The 19115-nt window shown below is 72.3% G+C and carries 16 protein-coding genes; 7 read left to right on the forward strand and 9 right to left on the reverse strand.

From position 1 onward, the window contains the following. Positions 1-10 precede the first annotated feature (10 nt). The gene (locus ACFYON_RS20730; protein ID WP_354867220.1) at positions 11-736 is read right to left on the reverse strand and encodes a nucleotidyltransferase domain-containing protein; all 726 of its coding nucleotides are present in this window, start codon (positions 734-736) and stop codon (positions 11-13) included. Between the two features lie 281 nt (positions 737-1017). Next, positions 1018-1716 (reverse strand): class I SAM-dependent methyltransferase, encoded by a 699-nt coding sequence (locus ACFYON_RS20735; RefSeq protein ID WP_355095598.1) that lies wholly within the window; start codon positions 1714-1716, stop codon positions 1018-1020. Between the two features lie 336 nt (positions 1717-2052). On the opposite strand from ACFYON_RS20735, the gene ACFYON_RS20740 reads away from it, so the two are divergent. Both ACFYON_RS20740 and ACFYON_RS20745 read left to right on the forward strand, forming a co-directional pair. Further along, entirely contained in the window at positions 2053-2697 is a 645-nt protein-coding gene (locus tag ACFYON_RS20740; protein WP_354867225.1) for a hypothetical protein, read from the forward strand. Positions 2698-3030: 333 nt separating this feature from the next. Further along, positions 3031-4290, forward strand: a complete 1260-nt coding sequence (locus tag ACFYON_RS20745; RefSeq protein WP_354867228.1) for an Nramp family divalent metal transporter — start codon at positions 3031-3033, stop codon at positions 4288-4290. Positions 4291-4345: 55 nt separating this feature from the next. Here ACFYON_RS20745 and ACFYON_RS20750 read toward each other — a convergent pair whose 3' ends face one another. From ACFYON_RS20750 to ACFYON_RS20765, 4 genes are all read right to left on the reverse strand, one after another. Continuing rightward, positions 4346-5290, reverse strand: coding sequence for an iron-siderophore ABC transporter substrate-binding protein (locus ACFYON_RS20750; protein WP_354867231.1), 945 nt, complete (start codon positions 5288-5290; stop codon positions 4346-4348). A 32-nt stretch (positions 5291-5322) separates the two neighbouring features. Further along, positions 5323-6210, reverse strand: coding sequence for an ABC transporter ATP-binding protein (locus tag ACFYON_RS20755; protein ID WP_357706913.1), 888 nt, complete (start codon positions 6208-6210; stop codon positions 5323-5325). Further along, positions 6207-7217, reverse strand: coding sequence for an iron ABC transporter permease (locus ACFYON_RS20760; protein ID WP_354867237.1), 1011 nt, complete (start codon positions 7215-7217; stop codon positions 6207-6209). Before ACFYON_RS20760 ends, ACFYON_RS20755 begins: the two co-directional genes overlap by 4 nt. Positions 7218-7339: 122 nt before the next feature. Beyond that, positions 7340-8386: an iron ABC transporter permease gene (locus tag ACFYON_RS20765; RefSeq protein ID WP_354867239.1), complete on the reverse strand. Its 1047-nt coding sequence runs from the start codon at positions 8384-8386 to the stop codon at positions 7340-7342. Positions 8387-8494: 108 nt separating this feature from the next. Here ACFYON_RS20765 and ACFYON_RS20770 point away from each other — a divergent pair, with 108 nt between their 5' ends. Beyond that, positions 8495-9439, forward strand: a complete 945-nt coding sequence (locus tag ACFYON_RS20770; protein ID WP_354867242.1) for a MerR family transcriptional regulator — start codon at positions 8495-8497, stop codon at positions 9437-9439. 153 nt (positions 9440-9592) lie between these two features. Here ACFYON_RS20770 and ACFYON_RS20775 read toward each other — a convergent pair whose 3' ends face one another. Then, positions 9593-10060 (reverse strand): cytidine deaminase, encoded by a 468-nt coding sequence (locus ACFYON_RS20775; RefSeq protein ID WP_355097108.1) that lies wholly within the window; start codon positions 10058-10060, stop codon positions 9593-9595. A 66-nt stretch (positions 10061-10126) separates the two neighbouring features. Next, entirely contained in the window at positions 10127-10336 is a 210-nt protein-coding gene (locus ACFYON_RS20780; protein ID WP_354867247.1) for a CGNR zinc finger domain-containing protein, read from the reverse strand. Between the two features lie 212 nt (positions 10337-10548). On the opposite strand from ACFYON_RS20780, the gene hrpA reads away from it, so the two are divergent. Then, positions 10549-14553 (forward strand): ATP-dependent RNA helicase HrpA, encoded by a 4005-nt coding sequence (gene hrpA, locus ACFYON_RS20785; protein ID WP_387320987.1) that lies wholly within the window; start codon positions 10549-10551, stop codon positions 14551-14553. 103 nt (positions 14554-14656) lie between these two features. Here hrpA and ACFYON_RS20790 read toward each other — a convergent pair whose 3' ends face one another. Beyond that, positions 14657-15586: a LysR family transcriptional regulator gene (locus ACFYON_RS20790; protein WP_387320989.1), complete on the reverse strand. Its 930-nt coding sequence runs from the start codon at positions 15584-15586 to the stop codon at positions 14657-14659. 35 nt (positions 15587-15621) lie between these two features. On the opposite strand from ACFYON_RS20790, the gene ACFYON_RS20795 reads away from it, so the two are divergent. Genes ACFYON_RS20795 through ACFYON_RS20805 form a run of 3 tightly spaced genes read left to right on the forward strand, consistent with a single transcriptional unit; the run spans position 15622 to position 19047 of the window. Next, positions 15622-16353: a succinate dehydrogenase cytochrome b subunit gene (locus ACFYON_RS20795; RefSeq protein WP_354867255.1), complete on the forward strand. Its 732-nt coding sequence runs from the start codon at positions 15622-15624 to the stop codon at positions 16351-16353. 1 nt (position 16354) lies between these two features. After that, entirely contained in the window at positions 16355-18289 is a 1935-nt protein-coding gene (locus ACFYON_RS20800) for a fumarate reductase/succinate dehydrogenase flavoprotein subunit (RefSeq protein WP_354867258.1), read from the forward strand. Further along, a complete protein-coding gene (locus tag ACFYON_RS20805; RefSeq protein ID WP_354867261.1) occupies positions 18286-19047 on the forward strand; it encodes a succinate dehydrogenase/fumarate reductase iron-sulfur subunit in 762 nt (253 codons plus the stop codon). The genes ACFYON_RS20800 and ACFYON_RS20805 overlap by 4 nt, the downstream gene beginning before the upstream one ends. The last annotated feature ends 68 nt before the right edge of the window (positions 19048-19115 follow it).

The raw sequence follows: 19115 nt of genomic DNA on the forward strand, positions 1-19115 counted from the left end.
GGCCCGCCGCTCAGCGGACGCGCCGTGCGTGGGCGACCGTTCGGCGGGCGTCGCGCCAGGCGACGAAGGCCGTCCGTATCCGGGGCGGGGAGACGTCCTCGCCCCGCCGTCTGGCAGCGAGCCGGTCGATCAGCCAGGCGGGGGCGTGCGCCTGGCTGATCGCCTGCGTCTTGGTGAGCAGCGCGCCCTCGCGGAGCGCGTGCCGGCCCCGCGCCATCGAGGTGAGACCGAGCTCGGCGACGGTGGGGTCCAGCCACAGCCATGGACGTCGGGCGGCCCAGGCCCAGTAGCCGGTCAGTTCGGCGCGGGCCGCCGCTCGTATGTCGTCGGCGGAGACCTCGGGGAAGACGTCACCCGGCGAGCGCCCGTGGACCGCGTATCCGTGCCGGGCCAGCTCCGCTCTGGTGACCCGGGAGAGGACGCGGTGGACGAGCCGGCCGTGGGTCCAGGTCGGATGCCGCAGGCCGAGGTCGGGAACGGTGGCGCCCTCGACGTACACGCAGCCGAGCTTGAGTCCTTCGCCGCTGCCGCCGTCGAGGCGACGATGAATCGCGACGAGGGCGTCCCGCCGGCCGGCGTCGACCGGTCCGTCGACGAGCGCGACCAGGTCGAGGTCGCTGACGCCCGGCACGTAGTCGCCGGTGGCAAGTGAACCCGCCACCATCAGGTCGCTGACCCAGCCCAGCCCTCTCAGCTCGTCGCCGAGGTCTGCGACGACAGCAGGTGACGCCGCCATGCGGCGAGTATAGGGAGCGGCCGGCGTCGATGCCGGAGTCCTGCGCCGACCGGCCCGGCCGACCACCGGCGGGCAGGCCGAGAAAGAATGTCCGGTCCACGTGAAGGTGGCACTAATCGTCGCGCTTGAGCAGTAGCGGTGCCAACTAGGTGCGGACGGCGGAAGCGTTTCCGTCCAGGTTTAGTTGGCACCTTCTTGAGCGGGGTGGCCGAGCGCGGCGACGTCGTCCTCGTCGAGCTTGATCACCACTGATGCCTGGGTCAGTGGACTTGGCCGGGATGCTAGGGCCGGCGGTGTGCAAAGAGGACCGCTCCTGGAAGGCTCTCGTCGAGGCCGAGCAGCATCTGGGCCTTGACCGTGAATCCGGCATCGCGCAGCCAGGTCGCCATCCGGTCCGGCTGACGGCGGTGCACGTAGACCTTCATCGGATGACCGCCGTAGCCTTCCGTCTTCAGCTGTGACTCATCTCCGACGTGAAAGCCGAGCAACAGAGGTCCATCGGGACGCAGCACCCGCCGAAAGTGGCTAAGAACCGCCGGGATCTCGTCGTCGGGGATGTGGATCAACGACCAGAAGGCGAGCAGGGCAGTGATCGAGGCGTCAGCGAGTTGTAGGTCCGTCATCGAACCCACCTCGAACCGCAGGTCGGGGTGCTCCCGCCGAGCGATGTCGATCATCGCGGGTGCCAAATCGACGCCGAAGGCATCGACGCCCAGCTTATGCAGGTGGGCAGTGACATGGCCTGGTCCGCAGCCCACGTCCGCCACCGGGCCACCGCCGGCGGCGTGGACCAGGTCGGCGAACAACGCCAAGGCCGCGAGCAGATAGGGCTCCCCAGCCAAGGCCACCCGTGTGTAGTCGGAGTAGCTGTCGGCGACCGTGTCGTAGGAGATCCGGATGTCTGCCAACCAGTCGTCCGCTCGCCTGCTCCGTGACCCAGAAGTGCCGCCGCCTTCCAACCGCGTTCCGGCATCCGTCATCGTTCGGCTCCTCCTCGTGAACTGGTGCGGACGCGTAGGTCTCGGAAGCCGCGCACGCTACCAGTTTCCAAGCCAACTTCGGTGAACTGAGCACCCACCTTCGAGGTTTTGACACCGCCCTGGCCGTCACCAGCTACAGCGAGACAGACGCCAGATGTCGGAGACCGGAGACCAGTGCCAACACAATCCGGACGGTGCCACCACTGGTGCCACCAACCGTGGACGGTGCCAGCTTCAAGTGGACCGGACAAGAACGTCCGCCGAAGCCCTGGGCGATGTCAGACCCGTCGATTAGAATGTATGTACTAATCCAGTCGTTGACCTGGGAGGACGCCAGTGACCGCGCCCACCTCCGCCCCTGTCACCCCCTACGCCACCCTCCTCGGCTTCACCCGGTACGTCGACCGCACCGGACCCACGAAAGCCACCTTCGTCGGCGGGCTGCGCCGGCAGCGGGCCAGCCGGCACGGCTTCAACCCGCACGGCCAGTTCGTCAAGGCGCTCAAGGCCGACGTCGCGTTCCACACCGGCGGCACCCACCTCGCGCAGGTCGCCGACCTGGTCAAGCCGCGCTGGCGCCCGCTCTACGAGGCGCTGGTGCCGGGCGCGACCCGCTGGCTGCACTCGCTCGGCGAGCCGGCCGGCGTCGACCTGGCCCAGACCCGCGACGCGCTGGCCATGCTGGGCGACCTGCCCGTGAAGATCAACCCGCAGTTCGGCGTCCGGTACGCCGACGGCCGGGCCGAGGCCATCCGACTGCACTTCGACGAGGCGCCGCCGAGCGAGGAGGCGACCCTGGCCACGCTGCACCTGATGACCCGGCACATGGACGCGGTGCTGCCGCACGCCGAGCCGGTGCTTGTCGACGTGCGGCGCGGCGAGGCGCACCGGATGCCCGCCGACGTCAAGCCGGAGCAGATCGAGCAGTGGCTGGCCGGTGAGGCCGCCGCCTTCCGGGCCATCTGGTCCACCGCCGCCTGACCGACCGATCCGATCCGGCTCACCGCCGCCCGACCGAACGGCCGTCCCGCACCCGGGACGGCCGTTCGGCGTGCTGCCGGCAATCATCGCGAGCCGGGCGGCACCGTCCCTCATGTGCGCTTTCCCCTCCGGGATCAGGTTAGTGGCATATATGAGTAATAGTCGGGAACAACCCGGCATGGCTGTGGCCTCCATGACCTCGTCGCGCTGGTCCCGTTCGCGGACGCGCTGGAGCGCAACCCGGCGACGGCCCGGCACGAACCCGCCTGACTCCGCCTCGCCCCCGCCGATCGTCGTCTCGTCCCGCCGCCCGTCGTCCGTCGAGGAGCAGCAGTGGTAACAAACGACTCGCCCGTCGTACCCCCGCTACGGACCGCCCGCACCCCGCGCCCGGTACGTGGCCGGCTCATCCTGCTCGGGCCCGCGTTCGTGGCGGCGGTCGCCTACGTCGACCCCGGCAACTTCGCCACCAACTCCACGGCCGGGGCCCGGTACGGATACCTGCTGGTCTGGGTGGTGGTGGCGGCGAACCTGGCCGCCATGCTGGTGCAGACGCTCACCGCCAAGCTCGGCCTGGCCACCGGGCGCAGCCTGCCCGAACTGTGCCGGGAGCACCTGCCCCGGCCGCTCAACCGGGTCATGTGGGCGCAGGCCGAACTGGTCGCCATGGCCACCGACCTGGCCGAGGTGATCGGCGGGGCGGTCGCGCTGTACCTGCTGTTCGGCGTACCGCTGTTGCCCGGCGGCCTGATCGTCGGCGCCGCCTCGTTCGCGATCCTGGCGCTGCGCGCCAGGGGCTTCCGCACGTTCGAGATCGCCATCGCGGTGCTGCTCGGCGTGATCGTGCTGGCGTTCGCGGTGAACCTGGTCAGCGCGCAGCCGGACGCCTCCGCCGCCGCGGCCGGGCTGCTGCCCCGGATGCAGGGCACCGACAGCATGCTGCTCGCCGCCGGCATCCTCGGCGCGACGGTGATGCCGCACGTCATCTACGTGCACTCGGCGCTGATCCCGAACCGCCTGCCGGCCGAGGGCGAGGCGCAGCGGCGGGTGATCGCCAAGGGCCTGCGGGTCGACGTGCTGATCGCGCTGGGTATCGCCGGGGCGGTCAACCTGGCCATGCTGCTGGTGGCGGCGAGCAGCTTCCACGGCACCTCGATCCCCGACACCGACACGCTCGACGGCGTGCACGCCGGGCTCGCCGCCACGCTCGGCACGGCCGCGGCGGTCGGCTTCGCGGTCGCCCTGCTCCTGTCCGGCCTGGCCTCCACGAGCGTCGGCACGTACGCCGGCGAGATCATCATGCAGGGCTTCCTGCGCCGCCGGATCCCGCTGCTGGTTCGCCGGATGATCACCCTGCTGCCCGCGCTGGTGGTGCTCGCGATCGGTGTCGACCCGACCCGCGCGCTGGTGCTGTCCCAGGTGGTGCTGAGCTTCGGCATCCCGTTCGCGCTGATCCCGGTGGTGCTGTTCACCCGCCGCCGGGACCTGATGGGCAGCCTGGTCAACCGGCGGGCCACCACCGCCGCGGCGGTGGCGATCACCGGGTTCGTGGTGGCGCTCAACGCGTTCCTGCTCTGGCAACTGGCAGCCTGAACACACCCGCGCCCGTCCGGCCGGGTGCGGCTGGACGGGCGCGGGTGGTGAGGGCTCAGGCGGCCAGGTACTTCTCCAGGTCGTCCAGGATCTTGTTGGCGGCGCCCACGCCGATGCCGGTCATCCAGATCTCGTCGGAGACCACGTGCGCCCTGCCGGCCTTGACCGCGGACAGGCCCTTCCACAGCGTGCCGCCGGTGACCTTCGCCTGCTCGGCGGCGGCCTTCTCGCCGTACGCGGTCACGAACACCACATCGCCGTCGGCCTCGGCGATGCGTTCCGGGCTGACCCGGTCCATCCGCTTGTCCTCCTTGCCGTCGAGCAGTTGCCGCTCGGGGCGGCCCAGACCGGTGTCGCCAACGACGATGCCGGAGAACGAGTCCGGCCCGTACAGGCGGATCTCGGTCGGCATGAAGCGCACGATGGAGACCTTGCGGGACGCGGCGTCGCCGAGCTTCGCGCCGAAGTCCTTCGCCCGCTTCTCGTACTCGGCCAGCAGGTCCTTGGCCTGCTGCTCCTTGCCCAGCGCCGCACCGTCGAGGAGGAAGTTCTCCTTCCAGGTGACGCCCACCTTCTCGGTGAACACGGTCGGGGCGATCTTGGACAGCTCGTCGTAGAACTTCTCCTGCCGGAACTTGCTGCCCAGGATCAGGTCCGGGTTGAGCGCGTTGATCGCCTCCAGGTCCGGCTCGGTGAGCACGCCGACCTCGGTGATGCCGGCGAGCTTGTCCGCGCCGAAGTAGGTGGGCCAGCTCTTCGCCTCACCGGCGGTCGCCGCGCCGACCGGGGTGACGCCCAGCGACAGCGCGGTGTCGATCTTGTCGGTGTCGAGCACGACCACGCGCTTGGGCTCGGCGGGCACCTTCGTGGTGCCCATGGCGTGGGTGATCTCCCGGGTCTCCCCGGTGCCGGTGCCGGCGACGGGGTCGCTCTCCCCGCATGCGGTGAGGCCGACCCCGAGAGCGAGGGCGGCGGTGAGTGCGACGGCGAGACGACGCATCAGGTTCCTTTCGGTGGTGCGGGTCGGCGCGCTCAGGCGTCGCCGACGGGGACGCCGGCAGTGGCCGGCGTGGCGGCCGGAACGGCCGAGGTCTGGGTGGGGCCGGTCTGGTTCGGGTCGGTCTGGTTCGGACCGGCCTGGGTGAGGGCCGGCACCACGAGCGGGGCGCCGCTGACCGGGCAGGGCACGACCACGCAGTCCAGCCCGAACACGTCGCGGACCAGGTCCGCGGTGAGGATCTCGCGCGGCGGGCCGGCGGCCACCACCGCGCCGTCACGCATGGCGATCAGGTGACCGGCGTACCGGGCGGCCTGGTTGAGGTCGTGCAGCACCGCCACCACGGTCCGGCCCCGCTCGGCGCGCAGCCGGTGCAGCAGGTCCAGCACCTCGACCTGGTGGGCCAGGTCGAGGAACGTGGTCGGCTCGTCCAGCAGCAGCGCGTCGGTGTCCTGGGCGAGCGTCATGGCGATCCACACCCGCTGGCGCTGCCCGCCGGAGAGCGTGTCCACCGCGCGATCGGCGAGCGCGCCGACGTCGGCCAGCCGCATGGCCTCGTCGACCGCCAGCCCGTCCTCGGCCGACCACTGCCGCCACCAGCGCTGGTAGGGCTGGCGTCCACGCCCGACCAGGTCGGCCACGGTGATCCCCTCGGGCACCAGCGGGCTCTGCGGCAGGACGCCGAGCCGCCGGGCCACGTCCCGGGTCGGCAGGTCCCGGATCGCCGCGCCGTCGAGCAGCACCGCGCCGCGCCGGGGCGTGAGCAGCCGGGCCATCGTGCGCAGCAGCGTCGACTTGCCGCAGGCGTTCGGGCCGACGATCACGGTGAACGTGTCGGCCGGCAGGTCGAGGTCCAGTCCGTCCAGCACGGTGCGGCCCTCGTAGCCGACGACCAGGTCGCGGGTGGACAGCAGCGCGGTCACGACCGCCTCCCTCGGGTGCGCAGCAGCACGAAGATCAGGTACGGCCCGCCGATCGCGGCGGTCAGCACGCCGGCCGGCAGTTGGGTCGGCGCCAGCAGCCGCCGGGCGCCCAGGTCGGCGAGGACCAGCAGCAACGCGCCCAGCAGCGCGGCGCACAGCAGCGGCGGACGCTCGGCGCGGACCAGCCGGCGGGCCACCTGCGGGGCCACCAGGGCGACGAAGTCGACGGCGCCGACCTGGGCGGTGACCATGGCGGCGGCCAGCACACCGGTGCCGGCCAGCCCCATACGCCGGGCCACCGGCCGCAGGCCGATCCCCCGCGCGGTGTCGTCGTCGAGCGCGCTGCTGCGCAGCGCCCACCCGGCCCAGAGCAGCACCGGCAGCAGCACGGCGAGCGTGCCGGCGATCCAGGCCGCCTCGCTCCACCCCCGGCCGGCGAGCGTGCCGATCAGCCAGACCTGCGCGCGCAGCCCGTCGATCGGGTCGGCGGTGAGCATGACCACCTCGATCAGCGCCCGGAACGCGAACGCCACCGCCACACCGGCCAGCACGAACCGCTGGGCGGCCAGGCCGTGCCGGGCGCCGAGCGCGAACACCAGCACGGCGGCGGCCAGCCCGCCGAGCAGCGCCGCCGGCGCCACGAGCACCGCCGCCGCGCCGCTGGTCAGCGCGATCGTCGCGGCCAGCCCGGCACCCTGGGTGACGCCGATGACGTCGGGGCTGGCGAGGGGGTTGCGGGCGACGCTCTGGATCAGCGTGCCGGCCACGCCGAAGGCCGCCCCGGCCACCGCCGCGAGGACCGCGCGAGGCAGTCGCAGGTCGCGCACCACGAGGTCGTACGGGGTGCCCGCGCCGGAGAGCGACCGCACCACGTCCCCCGGGGCGACGTACGGCGTCCCCAGGGACAGGCTGACCACCACCGCGAGGCAGAGCAGCACGAACAGCACCACTGCCACCACGACGGGCCGCCACCGGAACGGCACCACCACCGCCCCGACCCGCAGCACCCCACGCCCGCGCGGCCCTCCGCCACCTGGTCGATCTTGCACTTCCCGCCCCGAAGGCGCCCTGAATGCCCCTTCCGCCGGGGCGGCAACTGCAAGATCGCGGGAGCCGGAGGTGGGGGTGGTCATGTCGTCACCGTCTTGGCTCGGTGGACCAGGAAGGCCAGGAGCGGGGCGCCGAGCAGGGCCGTGATGATGCCGGCGGGGATCTCGCCGGGCGGGGAGACGAGACGGCCGGCCACGTCGGCCGCGAGCAGCAGCGCGGGGCCGAGCAGCGCGGCGACCAGGAGCGTCCACCGCTGGTCCGCGCCGACAAGCGCCCGGGCCAGGTGCGGCACTGCCAGCCCGACGAACGCGATGGGCCCGGCGGCGGCCACCGCCGCGCCGGTGAGCAGCACGCCACCGGCCCCGGCGGCGAGCCGGACCAGGGCGACCCGGTGGCCGAGTCCTCGGGCCACGTCGTCGCCGAGCGCGAGCGCGTCCAGGCCGCGGGCGGCGAGCGCGGCCAGCAGCATCCCGGCCACCACGAACGGCAGCACCTGCCCGGCGACGCCGACGTCCCGGCCGGTCAGCCCGCCGACCACCCAGAAGCGGTACTCCTCGAACGTGCGGGCGTCGATGCTGAGCAGCGCGTACACCATGGCACCGAGACCGGCGTCGAGCGCGGCGCCGACCAGCGCGAGGGTGACCGGGCTGGCGCCCTCGCGGGCGCGGTTGGCGACGGCGAACACGAGCAGGCCGGTGAGCAGCGCGCCGGCGACGCCGAACCAGACGTACCCGGCGAGCGTGCCCACCTCGAACACGGCGATGGCCAGCACCACGCCGAACGACGCTCCGGCGCTGATGCCGAGGATGCGCGGCTCGGCCAGCGGGTTGCGGGTGACCGCCTGGAACAGCACGCCGGCCAGCGCCAGCGCGACGCCGACGACGAGCCCGAGGACGGTACGCGGCAGCCGCAGTTCCCGGACCACGACGGTCGCGTCGCCGCTGTCCGGGGACACCAGCGCGTGCCATACCTGGTCGACGGGGATGTGCCGGCTGCCGAGCGCCAGGCTGGCGAGCAGCGCCAGCAGGAGCAGGAGGGCCGCCGCCACGGTGACCGCGACGCGGCGGACGGTGCCGCGGCGGACGGGAGTCCCGGCCCGCGCGGGCCGGGCGGCGACGGTGGTCACGAGAGGTATTCGCCTTCCGCTTAGGTGCGCCTTACCTTAGCTGACCAGGTAAGGCGCACCTGAGCGGGCACTGTCGATGGGGTTGCGCCTCCACCGGGGGGAGGCGCGATGGTGGTCCACATGGACGGTGCGGAGCGCTATTCGATCGGTGACCTGGCCCGGCGGACCGGGCTGCCGGTGAAGACCATCCGGTTCTGGTCCGACCGCGGCGTCGTGCCGCCCACGGACCGCGGGCCGGCCGGCCAACGGCGCTACGACGCGGCGGCGGTGGCCCGGCTGGACCTGGTACGGACGCTGCGCGAGCTGGGTGTGGACCTGCCCACCGTGCACCGGGTGGTGACGCGCGAGGTCACCCTGCCCGAGGTCGCCTCGGCGCACGCCGACGCGCTGACCGCGCAGATCCGCCTGCTGCGGACGCGCCGCGCGGTGCTGACCGTGATCGCCCGGCGCAGGGCCACGCCGTCCGAGGCCGACCTGCTGCACCGGCTGGCCGGACTGGCCGCACGGGAGCGACGGCGGCTGGTCGACGAGTTCCTGGACGCGGCGTTCGAGGGCCTGACCGAGCCGGCGTTCGCGGGCATCCGCCGGTCGCTCACGCCCGAGCTGCCGGACGATCCGGACGACGGCCAGATCGAGGCGTGGGTGGAGCTGGCCGAGCTGGCCCTGGACCCTTCCTTCCGGGCCGGGCTGCGCCGGCTGGCCGAGCAGCACGCGGCCGACCGGGCCGGCGCCGAGGGCGTACGCCGGGACGTGGTCGCCGTGGTCCGGGAGGAGGTGGCCCCGGCACTGGCCGACGGCGTCGAACCGGCCTCGCCCCTGGCCGACCCGATCCTGGCCCGGGCGGCGAGCCGGTACGCGCGGCTCTGCGGCCTGCCGGACGACGCCGCCCTGCGCCTTAGGATGCTGGACCGGTTGCGGACCGCGTGCGATCCCCGCCGGGAGCGGTACCTGGAACTGCTCTGCGTGGTGAACGGCTGGCCACCGGCCGAGAGCCTGGCGCCGGTGCTGGACTGGTCGATCCGGGCACTGTGCGCCCGGCAGCCCCTAGCCTGAGGGCTTGCGATTCGACAGGCACACGGTGGTGCTCCTGGTCCGCCCGGACGACGCGCCCGAGCTGCCGCAGGACGCCCTCGACCGGATCCAGGACGCCCACCTGGCGCACCAGGCCGGGCTGGTGGAGCAGGGCGCGGTGCTGTCGGTCGTGGGTCAGTCCTCCGTGGCCTGCCGGCTGCCCGGCACCACAGGCGTCGGCCACACCCCGGCGCGGGCGGTTACCGGCACCTCGACCTGGTGGTCGGACCAGACGTACGTCTCGGGCAGCAGGTCGGCGATCGGGATGACGCGCAGCCCGTCGGACGGGCCGACGATCACCTTGATCGACGGGAAGTAGTCGAGCAGCACCTGACGGCAGCGCCCGCACGGCGGAATGACGCCCCGCCCCCGGTCCCCCACCGCGACGATCGCCTCCAGCTCGCCCGCGCCCTGGGTCGCGGCGGCGCCGAGGGCCACCACCTCGGCACACGGGCCGCCGGTGAAGTGGTAGACGTTCACGCCGCTGAACACCCGGCCGTCGGTGCTGCGTACGGCGGCGGCGACGGTGTGGTTGTCGCTGCGGCAGCGCAGCTTCGCGACCGCGGTGGCGGCCTGCACGAGCGCCCGGTCGGTGTCCCGCATGATCATCCCCGCCCCTCGTCGAACCCGGTCGGCGGCAACTTTAGTCGCGGCGGCCACGGATCCCGGTCAGCCAGGCCGTCTGCGCTCCCGGTAGGCGCGCATCTTGGCCCGCGCGCCACAGATCCCCATGGTGCACCAGCGGCTCCGGCCGCCCGGGCTGTGGTCGTAGTAGACCCAGCGGCAGCCGTGCGCGGCGCACGCCTTCAGCCTCGGCCACGTGCCCGCCGCCACCGCGTCGAGCACGACCCGCCCGACCTCGGCCACCAGCAGGTCCACGCCGGCCAGCCCGGGAGCCGGCGCCGGACGGGCGCCGTCGGCCTCGCGCTCTCCACGGTTCCGATGCTCAACCGCCGGATCCGTACGCTGCGCCGGCCCGAGGACGCACGCCCGCACCGCGATGCCCCGCCCGCGTCGGTGACCGCGGACGCGAGCGGAGCGCGGTAACCCGGGGGCGGTCCGCCACGCGGCTGCCTATCCTTGGCGACGACATGCAGAATCCAGCCGTACCCGCCGCCCCTGAGACCGCCCGCGACCTGCACCGCCGCCTCGACCCCCTGATGTTCCGCGACCAGCGGCGGCTCCAGCGGCGGCTCGACGGTGTGCGCAAGCTGCGCGACCCGCAGCGGCGGGAGGCGGCGCTGGCCGAGATCGCGGCCGAGGTGGCCCGGGCCGAGGCGCGGCTCCAGGCGCGCCGCGCGGCCGTGCCGGCGATCGCCTATCCGCCGCAGTTGCCGGTGAGCGAGCGCAAGGACGACATCGCCGCCACGATCCGCGACCACCAGGTGGTGATCGTGGCCGGCGAGACCGGCTCCGGCAAGACCACCCAGCTCCCCAAGATCTGCCTGGAGCTGGGGCGCGGCATCACCGGCCTGATCGGGCACACCCAGCCCCGCCGGCTGGCGGCCCGCACGGTCGCCGACCGGATCGCCGACGAACTCGGCACCGAGCTGGGCGACGTGGTCGGCTACAAGGTGCGCTTCACCGACCAGGTGGGCGAGAACAGCCTGGTCAAGCTGATGACCGACGGCATCCTGCTGGCCGAGTTGCAGACCGACCGGATGCTGCGGCAGTACGACACGCTGATCATCGACGAGGCGCACGAGCGCAGCCTCAACATCGACTTCATCCTCGGGTACCTCAGGCAGCTCCTCCCCCGCCGGCCCGACCTCAAGGTGGTCATCACCTCGGCGACCATCGAGACCGACCGGTTCGCGAAGCACTTCGCCGACGCGGAGGGCAACCCGGCGCCCGTGGTCGAGGTGTCCGGGCGCACGTACCCGGTGGAGGTCCGTTACCGGCCGCTGGTCGAGGTCACCGAGGTCACCGAGGCCGACGAGGAGGACGAGGCCGACGAGGAGAACGTCCGGGACCAGATCCAGGCCGTCGGCGACGCGGTCGAGGAGCTGGCCGCCGAAGGGCCCGGCGACATCCTGGTCTTCCTCAGCGGCGAGCGGGAGATCCGCGACACCGCCGACGCGCTGGGCAAGCTGGTGCAGTCCAAGCGGTCCCTGCTGGGCACCGAGATCCTGCCGCTGTACGCCCGGCTCTCCACCGCCGAGCAGCACCGGGTCTTCGCCGCGCACTCCAACCGCCGGGTGGTGCTGGCCACGAACGTCGCGGAGACCTCGCTGACGGTGCCCGGCATCAAGTACGTCGTGGACCCGGGCACCGCCCGGATCTCCCGCTACTCCAGCCGGCTCAAGGTGCAGCGGCTGCCCATCGAACCGGTCTCGCAGGCCAGCGCCAACCAGCGCAAGGGCCGCTGCGGGCGTACCTCGGACGGCATCTGCATCCGCCTCTACGACGAACAGGACTTCACCTCCCGCCCCGAGTTCACCGACCCGGAGATCCTGCGGACCAACCTGGCCTCGGTCATCCTCCAGATGACGTCGATCGGGCTCGGCGACGTCGCGGCGTTCCCGTTCATCGACCCGCCGGACCGGCGCAACGTCGCCGACGGCGTCAACCTGCTGCACGAGCTGGGCGCGCTCGACCCGGCCGAGACCGACCCGGCGAAGCGGCTCACCGCGCTCGGCCGGCGGCTGGCCCAGCTCCCGGTGGACCCCCGGCTGGCCCGGATGGTCCTGGAGGGCGAGCGCAACGGCTGCGCCACCGAGGTGGTGGTGATCGCCGCCGCGCTCTCCATCCAGGACCCGCGCGAACGCCCGGCCGAGAAGCAGGCCCAGGCCGACCAGGCGCACGCCCGGTTCGCCGACTCCGAGTCCGACTTCGTCGCGTACCTGAACCTGTGGCGCTACCTGCGGGAGAAGCAGCGGGAGCTGTCCTCCAGCGCGTTCCGCCGGATGTGCAAGGCCGAATACCTCAACTACCTTCGGGTACGCGAGTGGCAGGACATCGTTAGCCAGTTGCGCCAGGTGTTGCGTACCGCCGACAAGGGTGAGGGCCGGCGCGGCGCCGGCGCCGACCTGCCGGAGGAGATCGACACCCCGAAGGTGCACCAGTCGCTGCTGCCCGGCCTGCTGTCGCACCTCGGCCTGAAGGACGCGCAGAAGCACGAGTACCTGGGCGCGCGCGGCGCGAAGTTCGCGATCTTCCCCGGGTCGGCGCTGTTCAAGAAGCCGCCGCGCTGGGTGATGGCGGCGGAGCTGGTGGAGACGTCCCGGCTGTGGGGGCGGGTGGCCGGGCGGGTCGAGCCGGAGTGGGTCGAACCGCTGGCCCAGCACCTGGTCAAGCGCAGCTACAGCGAGCCGCACTGGGAGAAGAAGCAGGCCGCGGTGATGGCCTACGAGAAGGTCACGCTGTACGGCATCCCGATCGTCACCTCGCGGAAGGTGAACTTCGGGCGCATCGACCCGGCGCTGAGCCGGGAGCTGTTCATCAGGCACGCCCTGGTGGAGGGCGACTGGCAGACCCACCACCACTTCTGGCGGGACAACCAGAGGCTGCTGACCGAGATCGAGGAGCTGGAGAACCGGGCCCGGCGGCGCGACATCCTGGTCGACGACGAGACCATCTTCGCCTTCTACGACCAGCGCATCCCCGCCGACGTGGTCTCCGGCCGGCACTTCGACTCGTGGTGGAAGAAGACTCGCCGGGAGCAGCCGGACCTGCTCACGTTCACCCGCGAGCTGCTCGTCAACGACGGTCGCGGCGGGGTGGACGAGGAGGACTTCCCGGACCAGTGGCGGGCCGACGGCGTGACGCTGCCGCTGACCTACACGTTCGACCCGACCGCGCCCACCGACGGCGTGACAGTGGACATCCCGCTGCCGCTGCTCAACCAGGTGCCGGTGGAGAGCTTCGACTGGCAGGTGCCGGGGCTGCGCGAGGAGCTGGTGATCGCGCTGATCCGGTCGCTGCCCAAGCCGGTACGGCGCAACTTCGTGCCGGTGCCCGACTACGCCCGCGCCGCGCTCGCCGCGATCACCCCGGGCGAGGAGCCGCTGCTGGCCGCGCTGACCCGGCAGCTGCGCCGGATGACCGGGGTGACCGTTCCGGCGGACGCGTGGGACCTGGGCAGGCTGCCGCCGCACCTGCGGGTCACGTTCCGGGTGCTCGGCGACGACGACAAGCCGGTCGCCGAGGGCAAGGACCTGCCGGCCCTGCAACGCGAGCTGCGCCAGGAGGTACGCCAGGTGGTGGCCGCCGCCGCGCCGGACGTGGCCCGTACCGGGCTGACCGAGTGGTCGATCGGCACCCTGCCGCGCACCATCGAGCAGGTACGCGCCGGCTTCGCGGTGACCGCGTACCCGGCGCTGGTGGACGAGGGCACGACGGTCGGGGTGCGGGTGTTCGACTCCGCTGCCGAGCAGGAGGCCGCGCACTGGGCCGGCACCCGGCGGCTGCTGCGGCTGACGCTGCCGTCACCGGCGAAGTTCCTCCAGGGCCGGCTGACCAACGAGGCGAAACTCGCGCTGTCCCGCAACCCGCACGGCAGCGTGCCGGAGCTGATCGAGGACGCCGCGGGCGCGGCGATCGACAAGCTGATCGGCGACGCGGGCGGTCCCGCCTGGGACGCGGAGGGCTTCGCCGCGCTGCGCGAGCGGGTACGGGCCGACCTGGTGGACACGGTGGTCGAGCTGATGGAGCGGGTGCGCCGGGTGCTCGCCGCCGGATACGCGGTCGAGCAGCGCCTCGGCGCCACCCGGAACCTCGCGGTGGTGGCCGCGCTGGCGGACATCCGCAACCAGCTCACCGGCCTGGTGCACAAGGGCTTCATCACCGAGACGGGGTACGCGCGCCTGCCCGACCTGCTGCGCTACCTGACCGCGATCGAGCGGCGGCTGGACCGGCTGCCCGGCAACCCGCAGCGCGACAAGCAGCAGCAGGACCGGGTCGCCGTGGTGCAGAAGGAATACCAGGACATGCTGGCCGCGCTGCCGCAGGCCCGCCGTCAGGAGGCGGCGGTCCGCCAGATCCGCTGGATGATCGAGGAGCTGCGGGTGAACGTCTTCGCCCAGGCCCTCGGCACCCCCTACCCCGTCTCGGAGCAACGCATCTACCGAGCCATGGACGACGCCGAGGGCCGCTGAAACTGACCCCTGCGCGTCGATCTTGCACTTCGCGCCCCAGCGCCGGGGCTTTCGCACCTTTCGCCGGGGCTGAATGTGCAAGATCGGCGAGGCGACAGGAGGGCTACAGCGGCTCGACGCCGGGCGGGAGTTCGGCGGTGGCGGTGGCGTCGTGGACGTACTCCAGGAGGATGCGGCGCAGCTCGCGCCCGGCGTGGGTGGGCACCACGTCGCGGCGGCGGGCCACCGCGACGGTCCGGCGGACGCCGGGCGGGACGAGCCGGGTGACCCGGATGCCGGCGCGGCGGGCCACCACGATGCCGGGCACCAGCGCGACGCCGAGCCCGGCCTCGACGAAGCTGAGCACGGCGTCCATCTCCCCGCCGTCGACGGACAGGGTCGGCTCGAACCCGGCCGCGCGGCACGCCTGGAGCGTGGCGTCGCGCAGGTCGTAGCCCTCGCGGAACATGACGAGCGGCTGGTCGCGCAGGTCGGTGATGCGCAGTTCCCCGGCGGCCGAGGCGCCCGGCAGCGGGTCGACCGAGGCGACCACCAGGCTCTCCCGCAGGATCGGGTCGGCGCGCAGCCCGGGGTCGGTGCCGGTCGACGGCATGATGATCAGCGCGAGGTCGAGGCCGCCGCGGAGCAGGTCCCGGACGAGGTCCTGCGAGCCGCCCTCCTCGACCCTCAGGTCGACAGTGGGGTGCGCGTCGCGGAACCGGCGCAGCACCGGCGGGGCGAGCGAGGTGGCGAGGCTGGGCGTGGCGCCGAGCCGGACCCGCCCGCGGCGCAGCCCCACCAGTTCCTGGACCTCGCGGGTGGCGGTCTCCACGTCGGCCAGGATCCGCTTGGCCAGCGGCAGCAGCACCTCGCCGGCCGCGGTGAGTGTGATGTTGCCCCTTACCCGTTCGAACAACGGGGCACCGAGGTCGGCCTCCAGCGCGTGAATTTGCTTACTCAACGAGGGCTGGGTTATGCCGACAAGATCGGCTGCCTGGGTGAAATGTCGTACTTCGGCGACCGCTACGAAGTACCGAAGCTGATGGAGCTGCATCTACATAGCTTACGGCTATCGACGCTGCGATTTCGATGCATTGGACGCCTGATCGAAGTGCTCCTAGCGTCGACCGCGTGGTAATCACGAAAACTCGGTCGCCCATCCGCTCGAACGTCGGCCTCAAGGCCGTCATGGCGGTGACGGGCATCATCCTTGTGCTGTTCCTGATCCTGCACATGGTCGGCAACCTGAAGATCTTCACGGGCGAGACCTCGTTCGACCACTACGCGCACTGGCTGCGCGACATCGGCACGCCACTGCTGCCGGCCACCTGGTTCCTGTGGATCCAGCGCACGGTGCTCACCGTGGCCGTCCTGGGGCACATCGGCGCGGCCACCGTGCTCGCGATGCGGTCCCGGGCCGCCCGCCCGGTGCGGTACGCACACCGCCGCAAGATCCACGTGAACTACGCGGCCCGCACGATGCGCTGGGGTGGTGTGATCATCCTGCTCTTCGTGATCTACCACATCCTCGACCTGACCACGGGCCACCTGAACCCGCAGGGCGACCCCGCCAACCCGTACGGCAACGTGGTCGCGGGCTTCGCGCCGGAGCGCTGGTACGTCACGCTCTTCTACACGCTCGCGCTGGTGACCCTCGGCTTCCACCTGCGCCACGGCGCCTTCAGCGCGTTCCGCAGCCTCGGCCAGCAGACGCCCCGGGGCGAGCGCCGGGCCCGGATCGCCGCGCTCGTCTTCGCCGTCGCGCTCGTCGGCGGCTACCTGCTGGTCCCGTTCGCCGTGATCACCGGATTGGTGTCCTGACATGGATCTCTACAGCGAAGGCGACCCGATCGCCGACACCCGGGCCCCGGACGGCCCGATCGAGACGCGGTGGGAGCGCCACCGCTTCGAGATGAAGCTGGTCAACCCGGCCAACCGCCGGAAGATGACGGTGATCGTGGTCGGCACCGGCCTGGCCGGCGGCTCGGCCGCCGCCACGCTCGCCGAGCAGGGCTACCAGGTGCGGTCCTACTGCTACCAGGACAGCCCGCGCCGGGCCCACTCGATCGCCGCGCAGGGCGGCATCAACGCCGCCAAGAACTACCGCAACGACGGCGACTCGGTGCACCGCCTGTTCTACGACACGGTCAAGGGCGGCGACTTCCGCTCCCGTGAGTCGAACGTGCACCGGCTGGCCGAGGTGTCGGTGAACATCATCGACCAGTGCGTGGCCCAGGGCGTGCCGTTCGCCCGCGAGTACGGCGGCCTGCTGGACACCCGCTCCTTCGGTGGCGCCCAGGTGCAGCGCACCTTCTACGCCCGGGGCCAGACGGGCCAGCAGCTGCTGCTCGGCGCGTACCAGGCCCTGGAGCGGCAGATCGGCCTGGGCAACGTGGAGATGAACGCCCGCCACGAGATGCTCGAACTGGTCATCGTCGACGGCCGGGCGCGCGGCATCGTGGTCCGCGACATGGTCACCGGCGAGATCAGCACCGAGATGGCCGACGCGGTGGTGCTCGCCTCCGGCGGCTACGGCAACGTCTTCTACCTCTCCACGAACGCCAAGGGCTGCAACGTCACCGCCTCCTGGCGGGCGCACCGCAAGGGCGCGTACTTCGCCAACCCCTGCTACACCCAGATCCACCCGACCTGCATCCCGGTCTCCGGCGACCACCAGTCGAAGCTGACCCTGATGAGCGAGTCGCTGCGCAACGACGGCCGGGTGTGGGTGCCCAAGGCCAAGGGCGACCAGCGCAGCCCGCGCGAGATCCCCGAGGACGAGCGCGACTACTACCTGGAGCGGATCTACCCGTCCTTCGGCAACCTGGTCCCCCGCGACATCGCCTCCCGCGCCGCGAAGAACGTCTGCGACGAGGGACGCGGGGTCGGCCCGACCGGCCTCGGCGTCTACCTGGACTTCGCCGACGCGATCAACCGGCTCGGACGCAAGGCCATCGAGGCCAAGTACGGCAACCTCTTCGAGATGTACGAGCGGATCACCGGCGAGGACCCGTACGAGGTCCCGATGCGGATCTATCCCGCCGTGCACTACACGATGGGCGGCCTCTGGGTCGACTACGACCTCCAGTCGTCGATCCCCGGCCTGTTCGTGATCGGTGAGGCCAACTTCTCCGACCACGGCGCGAACCGGCTCGGCGCCTCGGCGCTGATGCAGGGCCTGGCCGACGGCTACTTCGTGCTGCCGAACACGCTCGCCAACTACCTGGCCTCCGGCCCGCTGGACAAGGTCGACGCCAGCCACCCCGAGGCCGTCGCGGCGCGGACCGAGGTCGAGGACCGGATCAAGCGGCTGCTCGCCGTCAACGGCGACCGCACGGTGGACTCGTTCCACCGTGAGCTGGGCCAGATCATGTGGGAGCACTGCGGCATGGAGCGCTCCGAGGCCGGGCTGCGCAAGGCGATCGACGAGATCCGCGCGCTGCGCGAGCAGTTCTGGCAGCGGGTGCGCGTCCCGGGTGACGGCGAGGGCCTGAACCAGTCGCTGGAGAAGGCCGGCCGGGTGGCCGACTTCTTCGAGCTGGCCGAGCTGATGTGCATCGACGCCCTGCACCGCGAGGAGTCCTGCGGCGGCCACTTCCGGGCCGAGCACCAGACGCCCGACGGCGAGGCGCAGCGCGACGACGAGCGGTTCGCGTACGTGGCGGCCTGGGAGTACACCGGCACCGGTGAGCCCGTGCTGCACAAGGAAGACCTGAACTTCGAATACGTCCACCCCACGCAGCGGAGCTACAAGTGAACCTGACCCTGCGCATCTGGCGCCAGCACGGCCCCCAGGACAAGGGTCGGATGGTGACCTACCCGGTGCAGGACGTGTCGCCGGACATGTCCTTCCTGGAGATGCTCGACGTGCTCAACGAGCGGCTGATCCTCGACGGCGAGGAGCCGGTCGCGTTCGACCACGACTGCCGTGAGGGCATCTGCGGCACGTGCAGCCTCATGATCAACGGTGAGGCGCACGGCCCGCAGCGCGGCACCACCGCCTGCCAGCTACACATGCGGCAGTTCTCCGACGGTGACACGATCGACATCGAGCCCTGGCGGGCGCGCGCCTTCCCGGTCGTCAAGGACCTGGTGGTCAACCGCAACGCCTTCGACCAGATCATCGCCGCCGGCGGCTACGTCACCGCGCCGACCGGCAGCGCCCCGGAGGCGCACTCGGTGCCGGTGCCGAAGGCCGACGCGGACGCCGCGTTCGAGTCCGCCGCCTGCATCGGCTGCGGCGCCTGCGTGGCGGCCTGCCCGAACGGCTCCGGCATGCTCTTCACCGCCGCCAAGATCACCCAGCTCTCGCTGCTGCCGCAGGGCCAGCCGGAGCGCTACACCCGGGTGATCGGCATGGTGGACGCGCACGACGAGGCCGGATTCGGCGGCTGCACCAACATCGGCGAGTGCGCGACGGCCTGCCCGAAGGGCATCCCGCTGAACACCATCGGCCGGCTCAACCGGGACTACCTGAAGGCGACGGCCAAGCGCGCCGGCACCCCCGGCTCCTGACCGCACCGCACGACACACGCGACCGCCGCGCCCCGCATCCACGGGCGCGGCGGTCGCGCTTTCCCGCG

The organism is Micromonospora sp. NPDC005686 (assembly GCF_042871665.1).
Lineage (GTDB): Bacteria > Actinomycetota > Actinomycetes > Mycobacteriales > Micromonosporaceae > Micromonospora.

What these genes read in the sequence shown, in the direction of transcription:
- ACFYON_RS20730 (WP_354867220.1), bottom strand. Translation starts at nt 736, where the DNA reads ATGGCGGCGTCACCTGCTGTCGTCGCAGACCTCGGCGACGAGCTGAGA.
- ACFYON_RS20735 (WP_355095598.1), bottom strand. Translation starts at nt 1,716, where the DNA reads ATGACGGATGCCGGAACGCGGTTGGAAGGCGGCGGCACTTCTGGGTCA.
- ACFYON_RS20750 (WP_354867231.1), bottom strand. Translation starts at nt 5,290, where the DNA reads ATGCGTCGTCTCGCCGTCGCACTCACCGCCGCCCTCGCTCTCGGGGTC.
- ACFYON_RS20770 (WP_354867242.1), top strand. Translation starts at nt 8,495, where the DNA reads ATGGTGGTCCACATGGACGGTGCGGAGCGCTATTCGATCGGTGACCTG.
- ACFYON_RS20775 (WP_355097108.1), bottom strand. Translation starts at nt 10,060, where the DNA reads ATGCGGGACACCGACCGGGCGCTCGTGCAGGCCGCCACCGCGGTCGCG.
- hrpA (WP_387320987.1), top strand. Translation starts at nt 10,549, where the DNA reads ATGCAGAATCCAGCCGTACCCGCCGCCCCTGAGACCGCCCGCGACCTG.
- ACFYON_RS20790 (WP_387320989.1), bottom strand. Translation starts at nt 15,586, where the DNA reads ATGCAGCTCCATCAGCTTCGGTACTTCGTAGCGGTCGCCGAAGTACGA.
- ACFYON_RS20795 (WP_354867255.1), top strand. Translation starts at nt 15,622, where the DNA reads ATGCATTGGACGCCTGATCGAAGTGCTCCTAGCGTCGACCGCGTGGTA.
- ACFYON_RS20800 (WP_354867258.1), top strand. Translation starts at nt 16,355, where the DNA reads ATGGATCTCTACAGCGAAGGCGACCCGATCGCCGACACCCGGGCCCCG.